We start from the raw sequence: 25,225 nt of genomic DNA on the forward strand, positions 1-25,225 counted from the left end.
CTCTCAACTTCCCAACAACCCGAATGGCACAAGTCGGCGCGAGGCCGACTTGTTATTTAAGCACTTCAAAATTTCGTTAAAAATAGCTTTTGACTCAATTATTTCTTGTCATCAACCTCTTTAAAGTCAGCATCGACAACATCGGCATCCGGTGCCGCACCAGGGGCTGCGCCACCAGGAGCCGCGCCTGCAGCACCAGCACCAGCTTTAGCCTGTTCTGCCGCCATTACCTTCTCACCAAGCTTCTGGCTTACTTTACCCAATGCTTCGGTTTTCGCCTCAATGATTGCCTTGTCGCTACCTTTGATGGCTTCATCCAATTCTTTGAGTGCAGCCTCAATTGCCTCTTTCTCAGAAGCTTCTAGGCTAGCGCCATGCTCTTCTAAAGCTTTCTTGGTTGAGTGAGCCAATGCATCCGCTGTATTGCGCGCAGTTACCAACTCGAGCGCCTTCTTATCTTCCGCAGCATTTGCTTCAGCATCCTTAACCATGCGCTGGATCTCTTCTTCTGTCAAACCAGAATTGGCCTTGATGGTGATTTTGTTCTCTTTGCCAGTGTTTTTGTCTTTTGCGGTTACATGCAAAATACCGTTGGCATCGATGTCAAAGGTCACTTCAATTTGTGGCATACCGCGTTGCGCAGGAGCAATACCTTCCAAATTAAATTCACCGAGCAATTTGTTGGCAGAAGCCATCTCACGCTCACCTTGGTAGCACTTAATCGTTACAGCAGGCTGATTGTCTTCAGCAGTTGAGTACACCTGTGAATGCTTGGTAGGAATGGTAGTGTTCTTTGGGATCATCTTGGTCATCACGCCACCAAGAGTTTCAATACCCAATGACAATGGGGTAACGTCCAAGAGCAATACGTCCTTACGATCGCCGGACAATACTGAGCCCTGGATCGCAGCACCAACAGCTACCGCCTCATCAGGGTTAACGTCTTTACGTGGCTCTTTACCAAAGATTTCTTTTACTTTGTCTTGAACCGCAGGCATACGTGTCTGACCACCAACCAAAATCACGTCGTCGATATCAGAAACGCTAACGCCAGCATCTTTAATCGCAGTCAAGCAAGGACCTGCTGTACGGTTAATTAATTCCTCAACCAAAGACTCCAACTTTGCACGAGTCAATTTCAAGTTCAAGTGCTTAGGACCGCTAGCATCAGCTGTCACGTATGGCAAATTGATTTCAGTTTGTTGAGCAGAAGACAATTCGATCTTGGCTTTTTCAGCAGCATCTTTTAAACGTTGCAATGCCAATACGTCTTTACTCAGATCTACGCCTTGCTCTTTCTTGAACTCAGCAATGATCCAATCGATAATGCGTTGGTCAAAGTCTTCACCACCCAAGAAAGTATCACCGTTTGTGGAGAGAACTTCAAATTGCTTCTCACCATCAACGTTAGCGATTTCAATGATGGATACGTCGAATGTACCGCCACCCAAGTCATAAACGGCGATCTTACGATCAGCCTTGTCTTGTTTGTCCAGGCCAAATGCCAACGCGGCTGCGGTAGGCTCGTTAATGATGCGCTTCACATCTAAACCAGCAATACGACCAGCATCTTTAGTTGCTTGACGCTGGCTATCATTAAAGTAAGCAGGCACTGTAATCACCGCCTCGGTCACTTCTTCGCCAAGGTAATCTTCAGCAGTCTTTTTCATCTTGCGCAAGATTTCTGCGGACACTTGTTGTGGCGCCATTTTCTTATCGCGTGCTTCAACCCAAGCATCACCGTTGTCTGCTTGAACGATGGAGTAAGGCATCAAGCCGATGTCTTTCTGCACTTCAGGATCTGTAAATTTACGACCCATTAAACGCTTAACAGCGTAAATAGTGTTTTTAGGATTAGTTACTGATTGACGCTTTGCTGGAGCACCAACCAATACTTCGCCATCCTCAACGTAAGCGATGATGGATGGTGTGGTGCGAGCACCTTCTGCATTCTCTACAACTTTAGGTGCATTGTTTTCAACGACTGAAACGCATGAGTTTGTGGTTCCTAAGTCGATTCCGATAATCTTTCCCATAATGGCTCCAAAAAATAAAATTGTTTTGTTGTACTTCTGGCTTGTTTCAATTTCAGTAGCAACTCAGTGAATTGCCCTGAATCGCCGCGAATATTCCAATACTCCATAGATGGGGGCGATACATATGAATTCAAGGGCTGAAATAGCAAAAAAGGCAGAAATCTGCCTTTTTTAGGTAATTTTTAAGGTTTTTTCCTTATTTTGGGGCGCTCACTGTCACCAATGCTGGCCTCAAAACCCGGTCAGCTACGGTATAGCCCCGCTGCAATACAGAAACCACGGTATTGGGCTCCTGCTCCGAAGGAACTGAAGCGATTGCCTGATGATGATGAGGGTCGAACTTATCTCCCACCGCAGGATTAATTTCAGTCATTTTGCCTTTTTCAAAGGCTGACAGGAGTTGCTTGAGCGTAATCTCCAAACCTTCTTTAAATGCTTTTGCATCAACCGCATCCGTATTTAGGGCCGCATACAAGCTGTCGGTAACTGGGACTAAATGTTCCGCAAAACTCTCAATCGCGAATTTATGCGCTTTTGCCACATCCTCAACAGCGCGGCGACGAATATTCTCACCTTCAGCTTTAGCACGCAAAAAGTTATCTTGTAAATCCGCAATCTTTTGATTTAGCTCTGCAATTTCTTGCTCGGGAGTTTTGACTACTGGCGCATCGGTAGTCGCTGCATTTTCAGCGCTAGATGGAGCGACTGAATTTTCTTGCTCTGGAGAGGGATTTGGGTTTTCTTGTGTCATGGACGGAAATTCACTTTTCTATATTGAATGCAATTGCTTTGATATGTGGGGTCAGTTTATTCAATTTCAAGACTGATTCTTGACGAACTCCGCTCTCTCATGGCGCTTTGCTAGCTCCTCTGGAGATTCAGAACCCAATGGCCACCCTAGTAAATGCGTATACGCAATATCGCTCAAAGCTTCAATCCACTTGGGGTTGCTGTTCAAGCAAGGAATATAACGATAGTCTTTACCGCCACGCTCTAAGAACGATTCTCTCGCTTCCATGGCGATTTCTTCTAAAGTCTCTAGGCAGTCAGCTGGGAAGCCGGGGCAAAATACATCGACACGTTGACAGCCTTCTTTCGCCAATTTTTCCAATGTGGGAGCGGTATAAGGCTTTAACCACTCCGCTTTACCAAAGCGCGATTGGAACGTCACAATGCATTGATTCGAATCCAACCCCAAAGCTTCTCCAAGCAATCGACCGGTCTTGAGACATTCACAATGATAGGGATCGCCTTTCATTAGATTTCGTTTTGGTAATCCGTGAAAAGACATCACCAATCGATCGCCTCCTGCAAAATCTGGACGTCCATCTTTGTCCCAACTGCTTAATACTTGATCGCGCAATGCGGCGATATAAGCAGGATTGTCGTGATAATGTTTAACCAAACGTAACTCCGGTTGATTGCGCCAAGTCCTAAGCACCTGAAATACTTCATCAAAGCTAGATGCGGTCGTGGTGGCAGAGTACTGAGGGTACAAAGGCAATAGCAATAAACGCTCCATGCCTTCTGCCTTCAGGTTCTCGAGCACCTCCTGGGTTGAGGGCTTGCCATAGCGCATTGCCAAATCTACTAAAACAGTGTGACCTTCATTAGCAAATTTCTCTTGAAGTTCTTTTGCTTGCAAACGTGAGTAATGCATTAATGGGGAGCCTAATTGAGGCAACCAAATCGATGCGTATTTCTTAGCGGATGCACTACTACGAATAGGCAAAATAATGCCATTCAAAATGAACCACCAAATGAAACGTGGAATTTCAACAACGCGAGGATCAGAGAGAAATTCTTTTAAGTACGCTCTAACTGCTTTTGGTGTTGGGGCAGAAGGTGTCCCTAAATTCAAGAGCAATACTGCTGTCTTACTCGGACGCAAATGAGGATTTTGATTCAAGATAAATTTCTCTATTAACTATTTAACATGAACTATTGACAGAGCTTGCAGCTCAAGAGCTCAAAGCGCCTGATAATAATTTAGATGTGATATCGACAATCGGAATCACCCTGTCATAAGCCATACGAGTGGGGCCTATGACACCCAATGTGCCTACGACTTGACCATCAACGCTATACGGCGCACTAATCACCGCTAGATCTTCATAAGGCAATAAGTCGCTTTCACCGCCAATAAAAATCTGAATACCATCAGCGTGACTTGATACATCTAACAATTGCATGAGTACAGACTTTTGCTCCAACATATCAAACATCTTGCGCAGCTTGTCCAAATTAGAACTTAAGTCGCCAACATTTAATAAGCGACGCTCACCTGATAGCAACATATCGCCTCGGCTCATATCGTAGTCCGCCACTCCACTTTGCAAGGCCAGCGCCATCAACCCAGAAATATCAGCCCTCAAGCTATCCAAGTCGGATCGCAAGTGTTGACGCACTTGCTCAAAGCTCTTGCCAGCAAACTGTGTATTAATGTAATTACTCGCCTCTACAAGTTGGCTTGGCGTGTAATCTTGATTCGTTGGCAGAATGCGGTTCTGCACATCACCTTCTGGCGTCACCATAATGAGCAAAATTTTGCCTTCGCCCAAACGCAAGAACTCGATGTGCTTGAACACTTGGGCTCGCTTTGGGGTCATCACCACTCCAGCAAAATGGGTGAGATTCGATAATATTTGCGCAGCTGAATTCAGTACACGCTGCGGGGAATCCGGCAGGAGACCCTTCTCTACCTCTTTTGCCGCTATCTCTTCCAATGGGCGTACTGTAACCATCGTATCTACGAAGAGTCTGTACCCTCTAGGGGTAGGGATTCTGCCTGCGGAAGTATGTGGACTAGTCACCAAGCCCATATCCTCCAAATCAGCCATGACATTGCGAATAGTCGCTGCCGAGAGGTCTAAACCCGAGAATCGGGATAGCGTACGGGAACCAATGGGCTGACCCTCCTCGATATAGCGCTCGATGAGGGTTTTTAGTAAGGCGCGGGAACGTTCATCCATGGTGGAAGGGATTTTATGCCTATGGTTTAATCATCATATGTTAAGCCCATCCCCAAATTCTTCCAAGAAGGCCTTCAGCCGAGTTGCCCTCGTGGGCAAATTTCAGGCGGACGGCATTGATGAGCACCTGCGGGAATTAGCCAAACTGGTCAGCAGACTGGGCTGCGAGGTCTTTATAGAAGCTTCTACAGCCACGCAATTGAACATAAAAGATTACCCGATTAAGGCTGCTGAAGATTTTGCGGGGGCCATAGACTTAGTAGTTGTTTTGGGTGGCGACGGCACGATGCTAGGAATTGCCCGCCAAATAGCTGGCAGCCAAGTACCTCTGGTGGGAATCAATATGGGTCGCTTGGGTTACATGACCGATATCCCATTTCAATCGGTTCAAGACACCTTACCCAAAATTATTGCTGGTGATTATGAAGCGGATACACGCACCTTACTTGATGCTGCTGTGATTCGCGCCAATAAAGAAATTAATCACGCATTAGCACTCAATGATGTTGTTGTGAATCGCTCTGGTATCTCTGGCATGGTGGAATTAGCGGTCCACGTTAATGGATCCTTCATGTACAACCAACGATCCGATGGTCTCATTGTTTCTACTCCAACTGGCTCAACCGCTTATGCCCTCTCTGCTGGAGGGCCGATATTACACCCCCATGTTGCAGGTATATTGCTTGCCCCGATTGCGCCACATTCACTATCGAATCGTCCAATTGTTTTGCCACAAGATAGCATAACCATTATTGAAGTAATCAACGGGCTTGACGTGATTGTCAATTTCGACATGCAATCACAAACTAATTTACAAAGTGGCGACAAGATTGAAGTGCGTCAGTCTAAAAAGACGATTACCTTCTTACACCCTCGCAGTCATAGCGACTACAAAACATTGCGCGAGAAACTTCACTGGAATGAATACCCATCGACTTTTTAATGTTGGGTATCTTGCTACGCTAATACATGCTTCAAACCATCTCCCTTCGTGACTTTGTCATTGTTGATCAACTTGAACTCGACTTTGTCAGCGGCTTCACCGTACTAACCGGTGAAACTGGTGCTGGCAAATCTATTTTGCTAGACGCCTTAGGCCTTGTTCTTGGTGAACGAGCCGATAGCAGCCAAATTCGGGAAGGTAGCAACCGCGCAGAAATTTCCGCCACCTTCAGAATAGAGCCTGAATTAGTTAAATCATTTGGGCAATGGCTCGATGAGCAAGGATTTCCGAGTGAGGATGAGGGTCAGACTCTTTTACTCAAAAGAACCGTAGAAGCCAATGGGCGCAGCCGTGCTTTTATTAATGGCAGTGTTGCCACATTGACGCAATTACGCGAAGCTGGCGATCAATTAGTTGATATACATGGGCAACACGCACATCAGTTACTTCTCAAGAGTGGTGCTCAAAGAGAGCTACTTGACCGCCATGCTGGCTTATTGCCTTTAGCTTCCGATGTTGCGCAAACCTACAAAACACTTAGTGATTCTCGTCGGCGTTTAGCGCAAGCTGAGAACGCAGGACAAGACATCGAGCGCGAACGTGAAAGACTCGAATGGCAGCTTGAAGAGCTCACTGAGCTTTCTCCACAAGAAGGTGAGTGGATGCTCATTCAATCAGAGCATGCCCGATTAGCTAACGGGGCTAAATTAATCGGGGGCTGCCAAGAAGCGATACAAATCTTGAGTGAGGCCGATAACTCCCTCGAATCTTCCCTGTCTAAGGTGTGCGGCAATATCAGCGCACTTGCAGAACATGATGCCGCACTAAAAGATGTCAGCGAATCCCTAGAAAGCGCGCACATTCAACTAGATGAAGCGATTCATGGCTTAAATCGATATTTACAAAAAATTGATTTGGATCCCGCCCGACTTGAGCAAGTAGAAGAACGGATGCAGGCATTGCATGGTGCCGCTAAAAAATATCGGACCGACGTAGATGCTTTACCTCAACTACTTCTAGAAACCGCGGATCGCCTAGATACGCTTACAGCCTCACAAAATATAGAAGCCCTAAGAGAGAAAGTAAAACAAGAAGAAGTGGCTTATCTCAAACTGGCAAACCAACTCTCTGAGAAACGCAAGAAAGCCTCTATCGATCTTGGTAATCAAGTAACGCATGCTATGCAGGATTTATCTATGGCAGGTGGGCGTCTAGAAATTGCTTTAAGCCCTCTTCAGGAGGGTGGCTCACATGGGCTAGAACAAGTTGAATTCTTGGTAGCTGGTCATGCAGGTAGTACTCCTAGATCATTAGCCAAAGTAGCCTCAGGTGGTGAGCTTGCTCGAATCAGCCTTGCGATCAGTGTCATTACTAGCAAAGCCTCGTTTACTCCAACGCTCATATTCGATGAGGTTGATGCCGGCATTGGCGGTGCAGTAGCCGAAACCGTCGGCAAACTATTACATCAATTGGGGCAATCGCATCAAATCTTGTGCGTCACCCATTTGCCTCAAGTGGCAGCACAAGGCAACCATCACCTGAAAGTTAGCAAATCTCAGGCTGGAGATAAAACAGTTTCACAAGTTCAAGCTCTTGGAAGATCTGAGCGAGTCGAAGAAATCGCCAGAATGCTTGGCGGCGCAACAATTACTGATACTACCCGCCGTCATGCACGTGAGCTACTAGAGCAACATTAAGTTGTCTTTAAGCTGTCTCTATATTGGAAGAAGTTTTAAAGGTTTCTTTCCAGAGCAATGTGACACTGTCGCGCGCTTCAACTAAATCTGGCTCATCACTTAATTGAATGCGCGTTTTATCGGCACCATCTAAGCGTAAACGATGCTGTCTTGCTCTTAACAAACGATATGCATCGCCAACTGCTTTGGCAATACCCGCTTGAATCAACCCTACCTCTGCAGCAATTCGCAATAAGGCAATATTGCCTAAGTTGCCAATTAGCTGTGGATATTGATGTGAATACGCCAGCACTAAAAACTGTACGATAAATTCGATATCAACCATGCCTCCAGCGTCATGCTTCAAATCAAAGTCAGACGTTGGATTGGGATGTCCTTCATGAACCTTTCGCCTCATGCCGACGATTTCTTTGCGAAGATGATCAACGTTACGCTGTTGACTCAAAACCTCACTACGAACGACATCAAACTCGCTGCCCACTGAGGTATTGCCTGCGGCAAAACGGGCGCGAGTGAGCGCCTGATGCTCCCAAACCCATGCTGCGTTATCACCTTCACGCATTTGATACTTTTTAAAGGCATCTACATTCGTCACCAAGAAACCTGCGGAGCCATTTGGACGTAGACGGGTATCGATTTCAAATAAGCTGCCAGTAGATGTGAATGCGGTTAACCAATTGATCATGCGCTTGGCGAGCAAGGCATACATTTCTTGAGCGTCATAGTCATTTTCTGCGGCTTGATATAAAAAGACCAAATCTAGATCTGAGGCATATCCAAGCTCCTTACCGCCCAATTTTCCGTAAGCAATGATTGCGAAGCTTGGGACTAAATTTTCAGGTAGACCAAACTTTTTAGCGACTATTGACCAGACGCGCTCGAAAGTAGCCTGCAGAATTAAATCAGCAAGTGCCGATAAATGATCGCTCACCTTTTCTACTGAAAGAGCTCGATCAACACCAATACCCAAATCTGCCAAAAGCGTAATGAATGTTTCGGTGTGATGAGTTACACGCAAAATGTCCATTGCCTGCTCTGATCCATCACCCTCGGCCATCACATCGTCTAGGCGCATATCCAGATTGGCTTTGACTTCCTTCCAATAATCTTCAGGGTGATCAATCAACGCTCTTTCAAGATGCGAATCAAGCAGATAATCGAGAAGATGTGGGTGAGAGATGAGATACTGCGCACCCCATTGAGAAGATTGCAACAAAGCCAAAACGTTCGATAACGCACCGGGGTACTCGGCCAATATCGATAAATAAGCACTTCTTCGAGCAATCGCTTCAAGCAAATCAAAGAAGCGTGACAAAGTCCGATCAGCATCTTCTGAGTTGCCTCCTTGGCTCTCGAGCATATTGGCAGCATTGCGCACCAAGTTATCAAAAATCAAACGGCTTTTCTCAGGCAACTGCTTTGCTTTGGCACTGACGATCCAAGCATTCCAACGAGCTAATGATTGCGGGAACAACCGAGCATCCGGTAACCAGCTTTCTTCAAGAGGTGCTAGGTCAAGCCGCGTCTCATCATCCAATAAAAACGCTTTTTCAAATAAGCGTGCCACATTGTTCTGATGCTTTTGTAACTCACTTAGGAAGCTGACCTCATCTTCAAAACCCATGGAGGCAGCTAGGCGAGCACGAATATCAACCTCATCTGGCAAGTAATGCGTTTGCTGGTCATCCCAAACCTGAATACGATGTTCTAAGCGCCTTAAAAATACGTAAGCACGCTCAAGTTGCAATACATCCTCTACCGGCAAGATGCCCTGTTGGCGAATTAAATCCAAAACCCGTAAGGTTGGACGCACTCTAAACCGAGGATCTGTGCCACCCCGCATCAACTGAAACATCTGCGCTAAGAACTCAATCTCACGAATTCCACCACGACCTAATTTAATGTCGTGCGAGCGTCCTTGATGCCCCGTTGAGCGCTTCTCTGCCTCTCGCTGAATTTGCGCATGTAAATCACGAATCGATGCAATTACTCCGTAATCCAAATGCCTGCGATACACAAACGGACGAATTAATTGCTCAAGACTTTTTTCACAATGAGCATAGTCTTTAGTTCCAGCCAATGGCGCGATCAATCTTCCTTTAATCCAAGCGTAACGCTCCCACTCCCTACCTTGAACTAATAAATACTCTTCCAGCATATCGAGACTACAAACTAGCGACCCCGAATCACCATTGGGTCGCAGACGCATATCCACCCGAAATACAAAGCCATTTGCATCATGTTCAGATAAGAACTTGATCAAACGCTTTCCCATGCGGGTGAACCACTCATGATTGGAGAGACTTTTTGGGCCATCCCTTGTCTCACCTTCATGCTCATACAAAAATATCAAGTCGATATCGGATGAAAGATTTAACTCAAGGCCTCCAAGTTTGCCCATACCCACGACCATCATCGGCATTTCAGAGTTGGTAGAGTCGCTCCAAGGCACCCCGAAGCGTGCCTGCAAATCCTGACGAATAAATGCCAATGCGCGCGCAACCGCTAATTCAGCAAAATGGCTCAGGCTATGAGTTACTTCTTTTAAGTCAGCCAATCCATTTAGATCGCGAAAAGCAAGCCACAACATTAATTGCTGGCGAGCCAAACGCAAGTCCGCCATAAATTTCGCCTCATCTTGCTCGACCTCTAGACCATCAGCTTTGCATGACTCTAAGAGGTCCTGAATTCCTTCTAAAGTGATTTCCCGAGACCCAATGGACTGCAACCAGTCGTGCCATTCAGGCTTGGCACTAAGCCAGCGGCGGGCGTAATTTGAGTGTTGCTCTAAAAACGCGATTTGTTTTAAAAAAGCATCCATTCCGCCATCTTAATCCTGACGAGCAAGTACACCACAGAAGCTTGGCGATGAAGCAAAGGCTGACGGATAATAGAGCCCATGCCGCAAAACTTTTTCCCACCCCGCTTAAAAGACCTATTAGCAAAAGGTCTTCAGAATTTGGGTAAAAATTGGCACAAACGCGCCCTTATATTGGCCGCTTCGCTAGCCGCTCTATTTGTGCTTGGACATCTTGCGGTTAGATTTGTGGTTTGGCCACAGATCGAAAAATCAAAATCCTCTGTTGAAAAGCTGATCGGCGCTCGAGTTGGCGTTAATGTATCCATCGATGATTTACGTGTTTCATGGACAGGCATCAGACCTGCTTTTGAAATTGACGGGCTACGTTTTACCGTCCCCGAGCGAATAAAGCCTTCTCTCTCAATCGAAAAAATTTATGGTCAGCTGAGTTGGAAGTCGTTCTACCATTTGCTGCCTTACTTTCATGAAATTCATTTTGAAGGCGCTGAAATTGATTTTCAAAGAAGTGCCAAGGGCATCATTACGATTGCAGGCATTCCGATAGATAGCAGTCCAAGTGACTACACAGCCCAGAACTGGTTATTCTCGCAAGATCTGATTGAGGCAAAACAAGTCAAACTCAATTGGGACGATAAGCTCAATCAAAAAACCCCAACCCTGATTGAGGTTCAAGAACTCTCCTTGACAAATGGCATCCGACAACACGCTGGCTCCCTCATAGTTACAACGCCGTGGAATCAAGGGCCCGCAGAAGTCAAAGTGAATTTTGCGCATCATCTTGGCGGAGAGACGGGCAATTGGCACGACTGGATCGGAAATGTTTCCTGGAGCATCACTAATCTCGATCTCAAAAAAATCGCCAATGAACTCCAACTCAAATTAAGCGCTCTAGAAGGTATATTGACCTCAAAGGGAAATTTGAAGATTGATAACGCCCATCCCGATGGCGGAGAATTTTTTGTTGCTGTTGATAATTTGGTGGTGCAATCCTCTAAAAGCGAGGATGCCATCGCGCTAGGTCGTTTAGAAGCAAACCTAGCTCAAGAAACCTCTGATGGCTTGATTGCGATTACCACCAAAACATTTGCTTGGCGCGAAATGGGTAGCTCAACATCTGCACCACTTGAAAATCTTAGCCCAATGACGTTCCGCTGGAAGCCACCTGGCGCTGACGGAGAAATTAAGGAGTTTGGTTTTTCATCGCCCAAGATTTCCGTAGAAGATGTTGCCTTATTTGCGCTTAACCTACCGCTTTCCAAAAAAGTACATCAGTGGATCAAAGCCTCGCAAGCTGAGGGTGAGCTAGAAGATGTTGATATTCAATGGGCGGAAAGTAAGTCGCCCCTCTCTGCCCTCAATATTCCAGGCGGCTGGTTTAAATCGAACAAGTTAGATTTCAACATTAGCGCAAAACTGATCAATCTCAGTTTTGTCGGCATCAATAAATCGATACCTTCTGTTTCAAATTTATCTGGCTTTGTTTCCAGCAATCAAAAAGAGGGAAGCTTTTCTGTCGACTCTCGAAATCTTGGTTTGGAGGTATATGACTTATTGGATGACCCCAAAATTCAACTAGACCGAGCAGTTGGTCAAATCGGTTGGTCTAAGCAAAGAGGAAATTGGGTCATTAGTACCAAAAAGCTCGCATTAAGCAATCCAGAAATTAGCACCAACCTCAGCATTAACTACAAGATTGGTAATGGCAAAGAACCAGACTACATGACCATGGATATGGGCTTTGATCAAGCTAATCTCAAAACAGCGTATCGCTATCTACCTGTGGGAATGGGAAAAGATGTAAGAACCTATCTCAGCAAAGCTTTTAATGTTGGTCTGATTCGAAAAGGGCAATTACATATCAAAGGCGATCCTAATCAAGCCCCTTTCTCAGACAAACAACAAGGCGAACTGACCTTAAATCTTCCGATCATTGGCGCATCTTTTAGTCCGGCACCATTCTTGCCTAGTAACCAAGGAACATGGTCAACATTCACAGGCGTTAATGGCAGTATCACAATGAACAATGCCTACTTCGCGGTAGATATTACAAAAGCGAACTACAAACAAGTTGGCTTGGACACTTTCCATGCTGAGATTCCGAATGTCAGCGCAAACCAATTAACACTAGCTGCTAATGGGAATGCAAGTGGAGATGCACCTCAACTGCTTGAATACTTTTACCAATCCCCCTCCGGCAAAAAACAAAGCAGTCTAGAACAAAACTTGCGTGTCACCGGACCAGTCAATTTAAATCTTGGCCTAAAAATACCTCTATCAGGCTCTGCCGACACCAATGTAGACTTGAAATTAAGCCTGCCAGGCAATCGTGCCCAATGGGCGGATCTTCCTCCATTTGAAAACCTAAAGGGCGTTATTCGGATTACCGAAGTTCATCCCGAGTTTGAGAATGTTTCAGCAAACTTCTTGGGGGGAGCAATCAATATCACAAGTACTGAAGATATCAAAGATAAGCAGCGCTTCAAAATTACCGGCGATATCCAATCTAAATTTATTCAAGACTATTTTGCAAACTCTTCTTCAGAGACGCAAGCATTTTTGAACAGCATGAGCGGCTCCATTAAATATGATGGGCTCATTGGATTTAACAAAGTAGGCAGCGATTCTAATGTGCAATTTGATCTTCGTAACTGGTCCATGAATGCTCCAGCACCTCTGAAGAAAACAAACGGCTCGGCAATGTCAGGTCAGGTCAACATCAAAACCTCAAACGATGTCAATAATGCAAATCGCATCAGTTGGTCTGGGAAGATTGGTGACCTTTATGCGCTTGAGGGTGCCGTGAGTCGTGACGCTCAATTGCGCTTTGGGCTTGGCATTGGTGCTTCAGCAAATTCTTCTCAACCAGGCTTTCATCTGAACATTGGAAGCAATCAACTGAATCTGGATGAGTGGCAGCGATTCTTGCAAGCAAATAAATCAAATCGCGCATCTGGTGACAAAGCCAGCTCCAGCACAATCAACACCCAAATCACAGCGCAAGTTAAAAAACTAACACTCTTTGATCGCCCTTGGCAAGATGTCAACTTATCGGCAAACAATAAAAGGAATTTCTGGGACTTGCGTATCAGTTCACCTCAGGCATCTGGACAAATTCAATATCAAGAGGCTCAGAAATCAGATACAAATGGACTCATTAGTGGCCAGTTCGCCAAATTAAAAATTACAGATATATCAACACCTCCGGAATCAGCAACAAAACAAGCCTCACCAGCCAAGAAAACATTAAGGCCTGAAGCGATCCCTAGTTTAGATATCGTGATCGATGATTTTTCTTGGGAAAAAGCGCATCTGGGTCAATTGAAGATCAAGTCAAATACAGTGGGTAACGTCTTAAAAATTGATTCAATTCAGACGAATAATCCTCAAGGAAGCTCAACCATTAGCGGGCAATGGGCTGGGGCAACAAAAAATACTCCGGACCATAGCACTCTCAATATTGAGATGTCTATAAAAGATGCTGGTCAAATCATTGCTCATTGGACACCCCAAAAATCTATTGAGGGTGGGCAAGGCAAGGTTAGTGCAAATGCTCAGTGGGATGGCTCGCCACTCGATCCTAAGTATGAAACACTGGTGGGTAAAGTCAGCTTGAACCTTGAAAAAGGTCGTCTCTTGGAAGTGAATACTAGCGGAGCTAAGCTATTAGATGTGCTTAGTCTTCAAAGCTTATTTCGATTTGCTACGCTTGATCTCAAAGGAAGTCTTGGAAATATCGTTACCAAAGGAACGCCTTTTAATAGCATTAGCAGTAACTTTGACATCAATAATGGCATCGCACAGACTCAGCAATTTAATATGAATTTAGACCAAGCCAATGTCGTGATGAGCGGTCAAATTAATATTCCAAAGCAAACACAGGATCTTCGTATCACGATCTTCCCAACAATCGATGCTACCGCTGGATCGCTAGCCGCTTTTGCAATCAACCCAATTGTTGGATTGGGCGCACTGGTTGGCCAATATCTCTTAACGAGTCAGATTAATCGCAGCTTGCAATCCGACTATTTAATTCAGGGCTCATGGGATGACCCAGAAGTGATTCCGCTTGATCAAAAAGGTCAGCCCGTTGACTCCAATACTTTAAATACGATTCGGAGTAAAAATTTGCTCATTGAACAGAGCAAGCCTAACGCCAATGGCGCTGCTAGCTCAACTCCAACGCCCATTCAAAAAAATACTTCCACTAAGTAGAACTTTCGTTTCTGATGAGCACAACAGCCAACTTAAAAATCGCATCTGTACAAATGGTTTCTACACCAGATCTTGAACAGAACTTAAGCACCGCCACTAGACTAACAAAAGAAGCTGCTAACGAAGGCGCTCAGCTGGTAGTGTTGCCAGAATATTTCTGCATGATGGGCTTAAAAGATACTGACAAGGTTCGTATCCGCGAACCACTGAATAGCGGCCCCATTCAAGATAAGCTTGCTCGCATTGCTCAGGAGAATCAAATTCATTTGGTCGCCGGCACCATTCCACTAGAGGCTAAAGATTCAAACAAAGTTTTAAATACGACTCTTGCTTTTGGTCCGAATGGCAAACAAATTAGTCGTTATGACAAGATTCATTTATTTGGTTTTCAAACCCCAAAAGAACGTTATCAAGAATCTGAAACTATTGAGGCTGGTGATACGCCTGGACTCTTGAAAATTCATGTAAATGATCAAGAGTGGGTATTTGGACTTAGTATTTGTTATGACATTCGCTTTCCTGAACTGTATCGAGCCATGGGCACTGTTGATTGCCACATTATTCCAGCCGCATTTACCTACACCACAGGTAAAGCGCACTGGGAAATCCTATTACGGGCCCGCGCTATTGAAAACCAAGCCTATGTCATTGCCTCAGCCCAAGGTGGCACCCACCTGAATCAACGTAAAACCTGGGGGCATAGCATGCTAATTGATCCATGGGGCACAGTATTAGCAGACCTTCCTGAGGGCGAAGGCTTTATCACGGGCGTCTTAAGCAAAGAAAAACTAAACGAGGTACGCTCTCAGTTACCAGCACTTGCGCATCGCAAGCTTTAACTGACAACACAAAACATGAACGCGCCTCAAGCATTATTCCCCGCCAATTGGACCAAGGCTAAAAGCCAAGCAGATCTTGTCAAACTCGCAAAATCCATCTTACTTGAACCAACAGGATTATCTGAACAAGACTTGCATCGCACATTTGGCAATATGTTTACCCATCATTTGGATGATGCAGATCTATATTTCCAACATACTCGTAGCGAAAGCTGGAGCCTTGAAGAAGGCATTGTTAAATCAGGCAGCTTTAATATTGATCAAGGCGTTGGTGTTCGATCCATCTACGGCGATAAAACTGCCTTTGCCTATTCCGATGAAATTAATCTAGAGGCACTGAATAAAGCAGCGAAGGCAACGCGGGTTATTGGACCCACTGGCGGCAAGCAGGCTATCGCTAGCAAAGTCTTTAATCCGCTATCCAATAAGTTATATGCAGACTTAAATCCGCTGGATTCATTAAAGCCTCAAGAAAAAATTGCATTATTGGAAAGCATAGAGCGTCGTGCAAAGGCGCGCGATCCACGCATCATTCAAGTAATGGCCAGTCTTGCAGGTGAATTTGATGTGGTACTCGTAGCAAGAGCTGATGGCTTATTAGCGGCCGATATTCGCCCACTGGTGCGTATTTCAGTTCATGTTATCGCCGAACAAAACGGTCGTCGTGAATCCGGATCATCCGGTGGTGGCGCACGTCACGACTACCTTTACTTTGATGCAGATCTCATCAACCGCTATGTTGATGAAGCAGTGGATGGCGCATTAATCAATTTAGAATCGCGCCCTGCGCCTGCCGGCCCTATGACAGTCGTAATGGGACCTGGTTGGCCTGGCGTACTTTTGCATGAAGCGGTTGGACATGGACTTGAGGGCGACTTCAATCGCAAAGGCTCATCCGCTTTTGCAGGATGTATCGGGCAACGAGTAGCAGCTAAAGGCGTGACGGTTGTTGATGACGGCACCCTATCTGGGCGCAGAGGGTCACTCAATATTGATGACGAAGGAACGCCTACACAATGCACTACCTTAATTGAAGATGGCATCTTGAAGGGATACATTCAAGATAGCTTGAATGCACGCCTCATGAAAATGCCACTCACCGGCAATGGTCGTCGCGAAAGTTTTGCATCGCTCCCAATGCCGCGCATGACAAATACCTACATGCTGGCCGGAAAAGATGATCCCGAAGAAATAGTGGCGAGCATCAAGCGCGGGCTATATGCAGTCAATTTTGGCGGAGGCCAGGTCGACATCACTAGTGGAAAATTTGTTTTCTCGGCGTCAGAAGCCTACTGGGTGGAGAATGGAAAAATTCAATATCCCGTCAAAGGCGCTACCATTATTGGTAGCGGCCCAGAGTCCTTAAAGCAGGTATCGATGATCGGAAACGACCTCAAACTTGACGGCGGAATTGGGGTATGCGGCAAGGAGGGACAAAGCGTTCCGGTTGGGGTTGGACAGCCAACTTTGCGGATTGATAGCCTTACCGTGGGCGGAACGGCCTGATTTTGTTCTAAATACGGCTTAAAATAGCCGTATGAGCCAACAAAATACAAACCCTACTAATTGGTACTCTGCCGTTGATAAAACGTCAGATACCGACGACCAACGCATTGCCACAATCTCTGTTCTGCCACCACCAGAGCATTTGATTCGCTTTTTCCCAATCTCGGGAACACCGACAGAAGCGTTGATCAGCAAAACACGTAAAAAAATTCGCGACATTATTCACGGCAAGGACGATCGCTTATTGGTGATCATTGGTCCTTGCTCTATTCATGATCCTCGCGCAGCATTGGAATATTGCCATCGCCTTTTAGCGGAACGCGCTCGATTCTCCGGCGAGCTGGAAATTGTAATGCGAGTGTACTTTGAAAAGCCTCGCACTACTGTTGGCTGGAAGGGCTTGATTAATGACCCATACCTTGATGAGTCATATCGCATTGAAGAAGGCCTGCGCCTAGCGCGTCAAGTGCTGATGGAAATTAACCGCGTCGGCATGCCAGCGGGCAGCGAATTCTTGGATGTTATCTCTCCGCAGTACATTGCTGACCTCATCTCATGGGGTGCAATCGGAGCGCGCACAACAGAAAGCCAAGTTCATCGCGAACTCGCTTCTGGACTATCTGCACCAATCGGGTTTAAGAATGGCACTGATGGCAATATCAAAATTGCTACCGATGCTATCCAAGCTGCGGGACGTCCACATCACTTCTTATCGGTTCACAAAAACGGTCAGGTATCCGTTGTAGAAACTAAGGGTAATAAGGATTGCCACGTAATTTTGCGCGGCGGCAAAGAACCTAACTATGAAGCCAAATTTGTTCAAGCAGCCTGCACTGAACTCGAGGCTGCCAAGCTTCCAGCTAGCTTGATGGTTGACTTATCTCATGCCAATTCCAGCAAGAAACATGAACGTCAAATCGTTGTAGCTGATGACATTGCCAAGCAAATTGAATCCGGCTCACATCAGATATTTGGTGTCATGGTTGAAAGTCATCTCAATGATGGGGCTCAAAAGTTCACACCAGGTAAAGACGATCCAAGCAAACTGGAATACGGCAGAAGTATTACGGATGCGTGTATTAACTGGGATGATTCAGTGCAAGTACTGGAACGACTTGCAGCCGCTGTTAAAAAGCGTAGAGCTAAGAAAAAATAAAAGCTTGAAGTTCTATTAAAAACGAAAAGAGACTGATTTATTTAGTCTCTTTTTTTTCATGCTTCCAGAGCACATCAGATCCGCCTGCGGCACGATTGAGAACTCGCGCCAAAACGAACAAGAGATCAGACAATCGATTGACATACTGTCGTGGAGCGTCATACAAAGGCTCATCCCAACCTAAACGTACGATTGATCGCTCTGCCCTTCTACATACTGTTCTACATACATGAGCTTGCGCAGCGGCACGCGTACCGCCAGGCAAAATAAATTCTGTTAAGGGTGGCAACTGCTGATTGTATTTTTCCAGCCACAGGTCCAATTGAGCCACATGTTCTGGATTGAGTAATTTGTAATTCGGAATGCAAAGTTCGCCACCCAAGTCAAACAAATCATGCTGAATCTGCAAAAACAGGGTTTTTAACTCTTCTGCAATGCTTGCAGGAAGTTCCTCTGTCATCAAAACGCCGATTTCGGAGTTAAGCTCGTCAACGTCACCCATCGCGCAGATGCGCAAATGATCCTTTTCAACGCGACTACCATCCCCGAGGCCGGTCATACCTGCATCACCGGTTCTAGTAGCGATTTTTGATAGTCGATTTCCCATAAGCTTAATTATAGGTAAATGGCTAAAATGAATGTCATGAATATGGTGACCCCGCCCCCCGATTTGGCCGCAATTAGCGCCCTTCAATCCAAACTGGTTTCGGCCTTGCGCCCTGTTCTTCCCGAACATGCCCTACTTTGGGAGCCCGAAGACACAATTCCCTATGAATGCGATGGTTTGGCAGCCTATCGCCGCATGCCATTAGCGGTTGCCCTTCCTGAGACCGAAGAGCAAGTAGCTCAAATTTTAAAGATTTGCTTTGCCATGGAAATTCCAGTTGTACCGCGCGGATCTGGCACAGGACTTTCTGGTGGCGCCATGCCACTCTCCCAAGGCTTGGTTCTATCACTAGCCAAGCTGAAGAAAATTTTAAGCATTGATCCATTCACTCGCACTGCGGTTGTCCAACCAGGCGTACGCAATCTTGCTATTTCTGAAGCAGTAAGTCATCTAGGTTTGTACTACGCACCAGATCCATCATCACAAATTGCATGTTCCATTGGCGGCAATGTGAATGAAAATTCTGGTGGTGTTCATTGCCTCAAGTATGGCCTCACACTACATAACGTCTTACGCATTCGTGGTGTTCTTATGAATGGTGAGATTGTCGAATTTGGAAGTCTGGCGCCAGATTCTCCAGGCCTTGATTTGCTTGCCATCATGATGGGTAGCGAAGGCATGCTCGCAGTAGTTACCGAAGTCACCGTAAAGCTCGTTGCTAAACCTAAATTAGCAAGAGTGATCATGGCGAGCTTTGATGACATTGAAAAAGGCGGCAATGCAGTTGCAGCCATCATCGCTGCGGGCATTATTCCTGCCGGCCTAGAAATGATGGATAAAGCCACAACCCGCGCCGTAGAAGAGTTCGTACATGCGGGCTATGACTTGGATGCGGAAGCGATTTTGCTGTGTGAGTCTGACGGCACACCCGAAGAAGTCGCCGAAGAAATTGAACGCATGACTCAAGTTCTAGAAAAGTCTGGCGCAAGTGGTATTCAGATCTCTAAAGATGAAGCTGAGCGTCTCAAGTTTTGGAGTGGTCGTAAAAATGCGTTCCCTGCTGCAGGTCGTTTAGCGCCTGATTACTACTGCATGGATGGGACTATTCCTCGTCGTCACATTGCTACTCTGCTCAAACGCATTCAGGGCATGGAAACCAAGTATGGTCTTGGCTGCTTGAACGTATTTCATGCGGGTGATGGCAATATGCATCCACTTATTTTGTTTAACGGCGCCGACCAGGATGAATGGCATCGCGCGGAAGAGTTCGGTACAGAGATTCTTGAAGCCTGCGTTGAACTTGGCGGAACCATTACTGGCGAACATGGTGTTGGAATTGAAAAAATTAATTCCATGTGCGTTCAATTTGGTGAAGGAGAACGCGAATCCTTCTGGGGTGTAAAGGCCGCTTTTGACCCAGAGAAATTACTGAACCCCGATAAAGCCATCCCCACTCTCAACCGCTGCGCTGAGTATGGACGTATGCATATTAGCAATGGCAAATTACCCCATCCAGAATTGGAGCGCTTCTAATGACTAACTCCAATGCACATAAGGTAGCGATTGACGCATTTCGCGAACAGATTCTGAATGCCGCCAAGAGCAAGACACCTCTCTCCATCGAGGGCGGTGGCACCAAATCTTGGTATGGCAATCCAAATCAATACGCGAAATTAAATACAGGCACCTACTCTGGAGTTTTGGAATACCAACCAGAAGAATTAGTTATTACCGCCTGCGCCGGCACCCCACTCAAAGAAATTGAAGCGGCCCTAAAAGAAAAAAATCAAGTGCTTGCTTTTGAACCACCTCATTTTGGCGAACAGGCAACTTTTGGTGGCGCAATCGCTGCAGGACTTGCTGGTCCAGGACGCATCAGCGTAGGCAATTTTCGTGACTTTGTTTTAGGCGCACGCATTCTCGATGGCAAAGGACAGGACTTATCCTTTGGCGGAAAGGTCATGAAAAACGTGGCTGGGTATGATGTCTCTCGTCTGCTACCTGGCTCCATGGGAACACTCTCATTATTACTTGAGGCATCAGTCAAAGTGTTGCCAAAGCCAGCTGCAACAGCAACGCTACGCTGTCGCATTAGCCAAGACAAAGCGCTAAAAATTCTGAATGAATGGGCAGGTCAACCACTTCCACTCTCTGCAAGCTGCTGGATTGGAAATGCTAATGGCGATGGTGAGTTAACAATTCGCTTAGCAGGTGCGGCAGCGGCAGTTAAGTCGGCTACCCCCCTCATGAGTGCTCAGGTTAATGCGCAAATCGTTTCACCAGATGAGGCTGAAGACTTTTGGGATCAGTTACGCGAACAGAGCCTCTCACCTTTCACTAGCCTCGGCGCTGATCAAACTCTATATCGCTTAGCTCTACCATCCGCCTGTGGTCCGTTAAACATTCCTGGAGCAGAAAATGATGTTGTTCTGGAATGGCATGGGCAACAACGCTGGATCAAAGCCCCTGGCGATCAAGCGACTTTTGACTCCATCAAAAAATTAGCAAATAGTCATGGTGGGCATGCGACCCGCTTTAAGCAAGGCTCCAATATCAATCCTGCATTTGAGCGCTTTACCCTATTAAGCGAGCAAGCCCACTCCAAAGCCCTTGAAGCAGTTCAAGCGCGCCTAAGATCTGCATTCGATCCTGCCGGCGTATTCGCGACTAAACGCCTTCCATAAGCGCACCTCTTTCGTTTTCATATGCAAACTCAACTAGCCCCCCAATTTGCCAATACACCCGAAGGTATTGAAGCCGCGCGCATCTTAGGCAAATGTGTTCATTGCGGCTTTTGTACCGCCACCTGCCCAACTTATCAGTTGCTCGGCGATGAATTAGATGGCCCACGTGGCCGCATCTACTTAATTAAACAGATTGCAGAAGGACAGGCGCCAACTGAAAAGACACGCTTGCACTTAGACCGCTGCTTAACTTGCCGCAATTGCGAAAGCACTTGCCCAAGCGGAGTTCAATACGGCAATCTAGTTGATATCGGACGCAAGTGGGCAGAAGAAAACACGCCTGCACGCCCAATTGGCGAACGCCTTACTCGCTGGGCTCTCAAAGAGGGTCTTACAAAACCAACTTTATTTAATTCAGCGATGACTTTAGGTCGCTTGGTTCGACCATTTATGCCAAGCGGCATTAAACGTAAGATTCCGCTGGTTAAAAATAAGGCGCTGGATCCGCAGATCAACCCTTTCGCCAGACCTAATGCACACCATACTCGTAAGATGCTCATTCTTGAGGGTTGCGTTCAGCCTGGCATGCTTCCCAATATCAATTCTGCTGCCGCGAGAGTGCTAGACGCACTCAAAATCCAACTTGTCAGCGCCCCGAGTGCTACCTGCTGTGGCGCACTTCGTTATCACCTTAATGATCAAGCGGGTGGTCTAGATAACGTTAAACAAAATATTGATGCTTGGTGGCCGATGGTGGAAAGTGGCGTTGAGGCCATCATCATGACAGCCTCTGGTTGTGGCGTCATGGTAAAAGACTACGGACATTTATTGGCCAATGACCCTGCTTATGCCGCTAAGGCCAAGAAAATTTCAGAGATCACAAAAGATATTTCCGAAGTCATGGCGAGCTTACAAAATGAACTTGTCGCATTAATCGGCACCGATCAAAAGCCAGGAGTGGTGTATCACCCACCTTGCACCTTGCAGCATGGCCAACAAATTCGAGGCAAGGTTGAAGGCCTGCTTGGTAGCTTAGGCATTGGCGTTCGCCTATGCAATGACAGTCATCTCTGCTGTGGCTCTGCTGGCACTTACTCAGTGACTCAGCCTGAACTTTCTGAACAATTGCGCAAAAATAAATTAAAGAATTTGACGGTCGCCTGCGAAGAGTCCGGTGCAGATGTCATTGTTTCCGGAAACATTGGCTGCATCACCCATCTACAGCAGGACGAAAAGCCTGTTTTGCATTGGATCGAGATCGTTGATCAACTCATTAGCCAGCAAGCACGGAGCAAATGAACTCAATCGTTGTCAATCTGACTCAGGTTAAGGAGCGCATTGAGCTTGCAGCTTTAGCAGCAAAACGCGAACCCGAAGAGATTGAGCTGCTAGCGGTCAGCAAGACATTTCCTGCTAGCGCGATTGAGGAAGCTATGCACGCAGGCCAATCGGCTTTCGGTGAAAACTACGTACAAGAAGCAGTTGAAAAGATTACTCAGCTTGAAAAACTACGCCCTTGGTTGGTGTGGCACTTCATCGGCCCACTTCAAAGCAATAAAACCCGTGATGTTGCCGAGCATTTCGACTGGATTCATAGCGTTGACCGACTGAAGATTGCTGAGCGCCTCTCGACTCAGCGAGGTGAGTTTCCAAGCTTGCCAGAACTACAAGTCTGCATACAAGTCAACGTTAGCGAAGAAGAAAGCAAAAGTGGCGTATCGCTCTCAAATGCTTTAGAGCTCTGTGATGCCGTGAGCAAACTTCCGAATATCGTTCTTCGTGGTCTTATGGCGATTCCGGAGCCAACTTCAGACCCACTAAAGCAGCGCCAAGCGTTTGCGGCAGTGCGTGACTGCTTTAAGCAAATTCAATCAAGTCGATTAGTCGATCCAGATTACCAATTCTTCGACACCCTATCCATGGGCATGTCAGACGACCTTGAGGCCGCCATTGCGGAAGGAAGTACGATGGTTCGAATAGGAACCGCTATTTTTGGGAAGCGCGATAAGATTACAAAATGAGTCAACAAAATACCAATCAAAACAACAACAACGCACACATCACCTTTATTGGTGGCGGGAATATGGGTCGTGCCTTAATTAGCGGCTTATTGGCGAATGGATTTGAACCCAATCAAATTTCTGTAGTGGAAGCGAATGCAACTACCGCCCTCAAGCTTTATGAAGATTTTGGTGTTCAAGGCATTGGCGCACTCGAGCAAATTGCGTTTGACTTCACCAAGAATAACGTAGTGGTAATGGCAATCAAACCGCAAGACTTTAATGTTGTTGCTAAAGAACTTGCATCCAAACTCAAACACGCTAGTGCGCCAGGTCCATTGATCTTAAGTATCGCTGCTGGCATTCGACTCAAGGATATGAGTCGCTGGCTAGATCACACACGTTGCGTGCGAGCCATGCCAAATACACCTGCCTTGATCGGCAAAGGCATTACTGGATTATTCGCTGATGTAGCCGTCAATGCATCAGATCGCACTCTTGCGCAAACCATTTGTACAGCAGTAGGTCAAACGGTTTGGGTATCCGATGAAAAACTGATGGATGCCGTAACTGCAGTCTCTGGCAGCGGCCCTGCTTATGTTTTCGCTTTCTTAGAAGCAATGCAATCTGCTGGTGAAAAGTTAGGCTTGGATGCTAAGACGGCTCGTCAATTAGCCTATGCCACGCTAGAAGGAGCTACTCAGCTAGCTCATAACTCTGATGAACATGCAGGGGTTTTACGCGAGCGCGTTACTTCCAAAGGCGGCACTACCGCTGCAGCTCTAGATGTTATGAAACAACATGGCTGGCATGAAATCTTAGAAAAAGCGATTGATGCGGCTAGTCAACGCGGCAAAACGATGGGTGATGAACTAGGGCAGCACTAATTGATGCTCAAGCCGAGCACAATGCCCAGAAATAAAAATCCGCCCAACCAATTGTTATGACGAAAAGCGAGGAAACACTCCTCGCGCTTTCGGGTTGAAACCAGTTGCATGTGATAAATGGCGCAAGCTAGAGCCATAAACCAACCCACTAAAAAGTAATTACTCAAATCTGCTAATTGCGCAACCCACAACTGGGTAATTAACAAGATGCCATAACAAATACCGATTGCGGCAACATCGTGCTTTCCAAATGTAATCGCTGAAGTGCGCAATCCTAGACGGAGATCATCTTCTCGGTCCACCATGGCATAGGCGGTGTCATAGGCAATCGCCCAAAAAATATTCCCCACAAACAAAACCCATGCTTCTAAAGGAATAAAGTCCAAGACGGCGGCATACGCCATAGGGATGCCAAATCCAAAAGCAATACCAAGAACCGCTTGGGGCATTGCAAAAAAGCGTTTCGTAAATGGGTAAATAAAAGCAACCAGCAACGCAAGTACAGAGAGTTGCTTAGTAAAAGCATTGAGGGGTTGAATTAATAAAAATGCAATCAATGCCAAGGCAAGGGCAACGGCCACAGCTTCTTTTCCTGAAATCTTTCCACTCGTTACTGGGCGATCTTTGGTTCTTTGCACGTGGCGATCAAAGTCACGATCTGCATAATCATTCATAGCGCAACCAGCGCTACGCATCAAAAAAGTACCGACTACAAAAATAAACAGGATATTGAGGTCAGGTATTCCTGAGCTAGCTAGCCATAGAGCCCAAAGGGTTGGCCACAATAACAAAAGGGTGCCAATTGGCTTATCCAAGCGGATTAGATAGGCATAGGCTTGTAGTCGTTCAAGAAAAGACATATCCA

The 25,225-nt window shown here is 46.2% G+C and carries 18 protein-coding genes; 11 read left to right on the forward strand and 7 right to left on the reverse strand.

From position 1 onward, the window contains the following. Nucleotides 1-98: 98 nt before the first annotated feature. The 4 genes from dnaK to hrcA all read right to left on the reverse strand — a co-directional run bounded on the left by dnaK (nucleotide 99) and on the right by hrcA (nucleotide 5,008). Nucleotides 99-2,036, reverse strand: a complete 1,938-nt coding sequence (gene dnaK / locus DCO17_RS08900; RefSeq protein ID WP_173956366.1) for a molecular chaperone DnaK — start codon at nucleotides 2,034-2,036, stop codon at nucleotides 99-101. A 196-nt stretch (nucleotides 2,037-2,232) separates the two neighbouring features. Further along, nucleotides 2,233-2,787 (reverse strand): nucleotide exchange factor GrpE, encoded by a 555-nt coding sequence (gene grpE, locus DCO17_RS08905; RefSeq protein ID WP_173956367.1) that lies wholly within the window; start codon nucleotides 2,785-2,787, stop codon nucleotides 2,233-2,235. Between the two features lie 66 nt (nucleotides 2,788-2,853). Then, nucleotides 2,854-3,945, reverse strand: coding sequence for a ferrochelatase (gene hemH / locus DCO17_RS08910; RefSeq protein WP_173956368.1), 1,092 nt, complete (start codon nucleotides 3,943-3,945; stop codon nucleotides 2,854-2,856). A 52-nt stretch (nucleotides 3,946-3,997) separates the two neighbouring features. After that, the gene (gene hrcA, locus DCO17_RS08915; protein ID WP_173956369.1) at nucleotides 3,998-5,008 is read right to left on the reverse strand and encodes a heat-inducible transcriptional repressor HrcA; all 1,011 of its coding nucleotides are present in this window, start codon (nucleotides 5,006-5,008) and stop codon (nucleotides 3,998-4,000) included. Between the two features lie 37 nt (nucleotides 5,009-5,045). Here hrcA and DCO17_RS08920 point away from each other — a divergent pair, with 37 nt between their 5' ends. Then, nucleotides 5,046-5,951 carry an NAD kinase gene (locus DCO17_RS08920; RefSeq protein ID WP_173956370.1) on the forward strand — a complete coding sequence of 302 codons (906 nt, stop codon included), beginning with the start codon at nucleotides 5,046-5,048 and terminating at the stop codon, nucleotides 5,949-5,951. 26 nt (nucleotides 5,952-5,977) lie between these two features. Then, entirely contained in the window at nucleotides 5,978-7,648 is a 1,671-nt protein-coding gene (recN, locus tag DCO17_RS08925; protein ID WP_173956371.1) for a DNA repair protein RecN, read from the forward strand. A gap of 7 nt (nucleotides 7,649-7,655) precedes the next feature. On the opposite strand, the gene glnE is transcribed toward recN, so the two are convergent. After that, nucleotides 7,656-10,469 (reverse strand): bifunctional [glutamate--ammonia ligase]-adenylyl-L-tyrosine phosphorylase/[glutamate--ammonia-ligase] adenylyltransferase, encoded by a 2,814-nt coding sequence (gene glnE, locus DCO17_RS08930; protein WP_173956372.1) that lies wholly within the window; start codon nucleotides 10,467-10,469, stop codon nucleotides 7,656-7,658. Between the two features lie 78 nt (nucleotides 10,470-10,547). Between glnE and DCO17_RS08935 the strand changes: the two genes are divergently transcribed. Genes DCO17_RS08935 through DCO17_RS08950 form a run of 4 tightly spaced genes read left to right on the forward strand, consistent with a single transcriptional unit; the run spans nucleotide 10,548 to nucleotide 18,182 of the window. Continuing rightward, a complete protein-coding gene (locus DCO17_RS08935; protein ID WP_173956373.1) occupies nucleotides 10,548-14,681 on the forward strand; it encodes a YhdP family protein in 4,134 nt (1,377 codons plus the stop codon). Between the two features lie 14 nt (nucleotides 14,682-14,695). Beyond that, complete coding sequence (locus tag DCO17_RS08940) at nucleotides 14,696-15,520, forward strand: carbon-nitrogen hydrolase family protein (RefSeq protein ID WP_173956374.1); 825 nt, start codon at nucleotides 14,696-14,698, stop codon at nucleotides 15,518-15,520. A 15-nt stretch (nucleotides 15,521-15,535) separates the two neighbouring features. Next, entirely contained in the window at nucleotides 15,536-17,026 is a 1,491-nt protein-coding gene (gene tldD, locus DCO17_RS08945; RefSeq protein WP_254598756.1) for a metalloprotease TldD, read from the forward strand. A 31-nt stretch (nucleotides 17,027-17,057) separates the two neighbouring features. After that, nucleotides 17,058-18,182 carry a 3-deoxy-7-phosphoheptulonate synthase gene (locus DCO17_RS08950; protein WP_173956375.1) on the forward strand — a complete coding sequence of 375 codons (1,125 nt, stop codon included), beginning with the start codon at nucleotides 17,058-17,060 and terminating at the stop codon, nucleotides 18,180-18,182. A 37-nt stretch (nucleotides 18,183-18,219) separates the two neighbouring features. Here DCO17_RS08950 and DCO17_RS08955 read toward each other — a convergent pair whose 3' ends face one another. Continuing rightward, entirely contained in the window at nucleotides 18,220-18,789 is a 570-nt protein-coding gene (locus tag DCO17_RS08955) for a cob(I)yrinic acid a,c-diamide adenosyltransferase (protein ID WP_173956376.1), read from the reverse strand. Nucleotides 18,790-18,816: 27 nt separating this feature from the next. On the opposite strand from DCO17_RS08955, the gene DCO17_RS08960 reads away from it, so the two are divergent. Genes DCO17_RS08960 through proC form a run of 5 tightly spaced genes read left to right on the forward strand, consistent with a single transcriptional unit; the run spans nucleotide 18,817 to nucleotide 24,360 of the window. Continuing rightward, nucleotides 18,817-20,322, forward strand: a complete 1,506-nt coding sequence (locus DCO17_RS08960) for an FAD-linked oxidase C-terminal domain-containing protein (protein ID WP_173956779.1) — start codon at nucleotides 18,817-18,819, stop codon at nucleotides 20,320-20,322. Further along, nucleotides 20,322-21,473: a glycolate oxidase subunit GlcE gene (glcE, locus tag DCO17_RS08965; protein WP_173956377.1), complete on the forward strand. Its 1,152-nt coding sequence runs from the start codon at nucleotides 20,322-20,324 to the stop codon at nucleotides 21,471-21,473. The genes DCO17_RS08960 and glcE overlap by 1 nt, the downstream gene beginning before the upstream one ends. Before the next feature lie 21 nt (nucleotides 21,474-21,494). Beyond that, complete coding sequence (gene glcF / locus DCO17_RS08970) at nucleotides 21,495-22,772, forward strand: glycolate oxidase subunit GlcF (protein ID WP_173956378.1); 1,278 nt, start codon at nucleotides 21,495-21,497, stop codon at nucleotides 22,770-22,772. Continuing rightward, nucleotides 22,769-23,494 (forward strand): YggS family pyridoxal phosphate-dependent enzyme, encoded by a 726-nt coding sequence (locus DCO17_RS08975; RefSeq protein ID WP_173956379.1) that lies wholly within the window; start codon nucleotides 22,769-22,771, stop codon nucleotides 23,492-23,494. The genes glcF and DCO17_RS08975 overlap by 4 nt, the downstream gene beginning before the upstream one ends. Then, entirely contained in the window at nucleotides 23,491-24,360 is an 870-nt protein-coding gene (proC, locus tag DCO17_RS08980) for a pyrroline-5-carboxylate reductase (RefSeq protein ID WP_173956380.1), read from the forward strand. The genes DCO17_RS08975 and proC overlap by 4 nt, the downstream gene beginning before the upstream one ends. On the opposite strand, the gene ubiA is transcribed toward proC, so the two are convergent. Further along, nucleotides 24,357-25,220, reverse strand: coding sequence for a 4-hydroxybenzoate octaprenyltransferase (ubiA, locus tag DCO17_RS08985; protein WP_173956381.1), 864 nt, complete (start codon nucleotides 25,218-25,220; stop codon nucleotides 24,357-24,359). The two genes, proC and ubiA, sit on opposite strands and share 4 nt — an antisense overlap. Between the last annotated feature and the right edge of the window lie 5 nt (nucleotides 25,221-25,225).

The sequence above is a fragment of the Polynucleobacter tropicus genome (assembly GCF_013307225.1).
Classification (GTDB): domain Bacteria; phylum Pseudomonadota; class Gammaproteobacteria; order Burkholderiales; family Burkholderiaceae; genus Polynucleobacter; species Polynucleobacter tropicus.

Bases quoted from the DNA above. Each gene is read 5' to 3' on its own strand.
- glcF (WP_173956378.1), top strand. From the start codon at position 21,495: ATGCAAACTCAACTAGCCCCCCAATTTGCCAATACACCCGAAGGTATT.
- DCO17_RS08960 (WP_173956779.1), top strand. From the start codon at position 18,817: ATGAATGTCATGAATATGGTGACCCCGCCCCCCGATTTGGCCGCAATT.
- grpE (WP_173956367.1), bottom strand. From the start codon at position 2,787: ATGACACAAGAAAACCCAAATCCCTCTCCAGAGCAAGAAAATTCAGTC.
- proC (WP_173956380.1), top strand. From the start codon at position 23,491: ATGAGTCAACAAAATACCAATCAAAACAACAACAACGCACACATCACC.
- DCO17_RS08955 (WP_173956376.1), bottom strand. From the start codon at position 18,789: ATGGGAAATCGACTATCAAAAATCGCTACTAGAACCGGTGATGCAGGT.
- hrcA (WP_173956369.1), bottom strand. From the start codon at position 5,008: ATGGATGAACGTTCCCGCGCCTTACTAAAAACCCTCATCGAGCGCTAT.
- DCO17_RS08940 (WP_173956374.1), top strand. From the start codon at position 14,696: ATGAGCACAACAGCCAACTTAAAAATCGCATCTGTACAAATGGTTTCT.
- dnaK (WP_173956366.1), bottom strand. From the start codon at position 2,036: ATGGGAAAGATTATCGGAATCGACTTAGGAACCACAAACTCATGCGTT.
- DCO17_RS08935 (WP_173956373.1), top strand. From the start codon at position 10,548: ATGCCGCAAAACTTTTTCCCACCCCGCTTAAAAGACCTATTAGCAAAA.
- glcE (WP_173956377.1), top strand. From the start codon at position 20,322: ATGACTAACTCCAATGCACATAAGGTAGCGATTGACGCATTTCGCGAA.
- DCO17_RS08975 (WP_173956379.1), top strand. From the start codon at position 22,769: ATGAACTCAATCGTTGTCAATCTGACTCAGGTTAAGGAGCGCATTGAG.
- DCO17_RS08950 (WP_173956375.1), top strand. From the start codon at position 17,058: ATGAGCCAACAAAATACAAACCCTACTAATTGGTACTCTGCCGTTGAT.
- glnE (WP_173956372.1), bottom strand. From the start codon at position 10,469: ATGGATGCTTTTTTAAAACAAATCGCGTTTTTAGAGCAACACTCAAAT.
- ubiA (WP_173956381.1), bottom strand. From the start codon at position 25,220: ATGTCTTTTCTTGAACGACTACAAGCCTATGCCTATCTAATCCGCTTG.
- recN (WP_173956371.1), top strand. From the start codon at position 5,978: ATGCTTCAAACCATCTCCCTTCGTGACTTTGTCATTGTTGATCAACTT.
- DCO17_RS08920 (WP_173956370.1), top strand. From the start codon at position 5,046: ATGTTAAGCCCATCCCCAAATTCTTCCAAGAAGGCCTTCAGCCGAGTT.
- tldD (WP_254598756.1), top strand. From the start codon at position 15,536: ATGAACGCGCCTCAAGCATTATTCCCCGCCAATTGGACCAAGGCTAAA.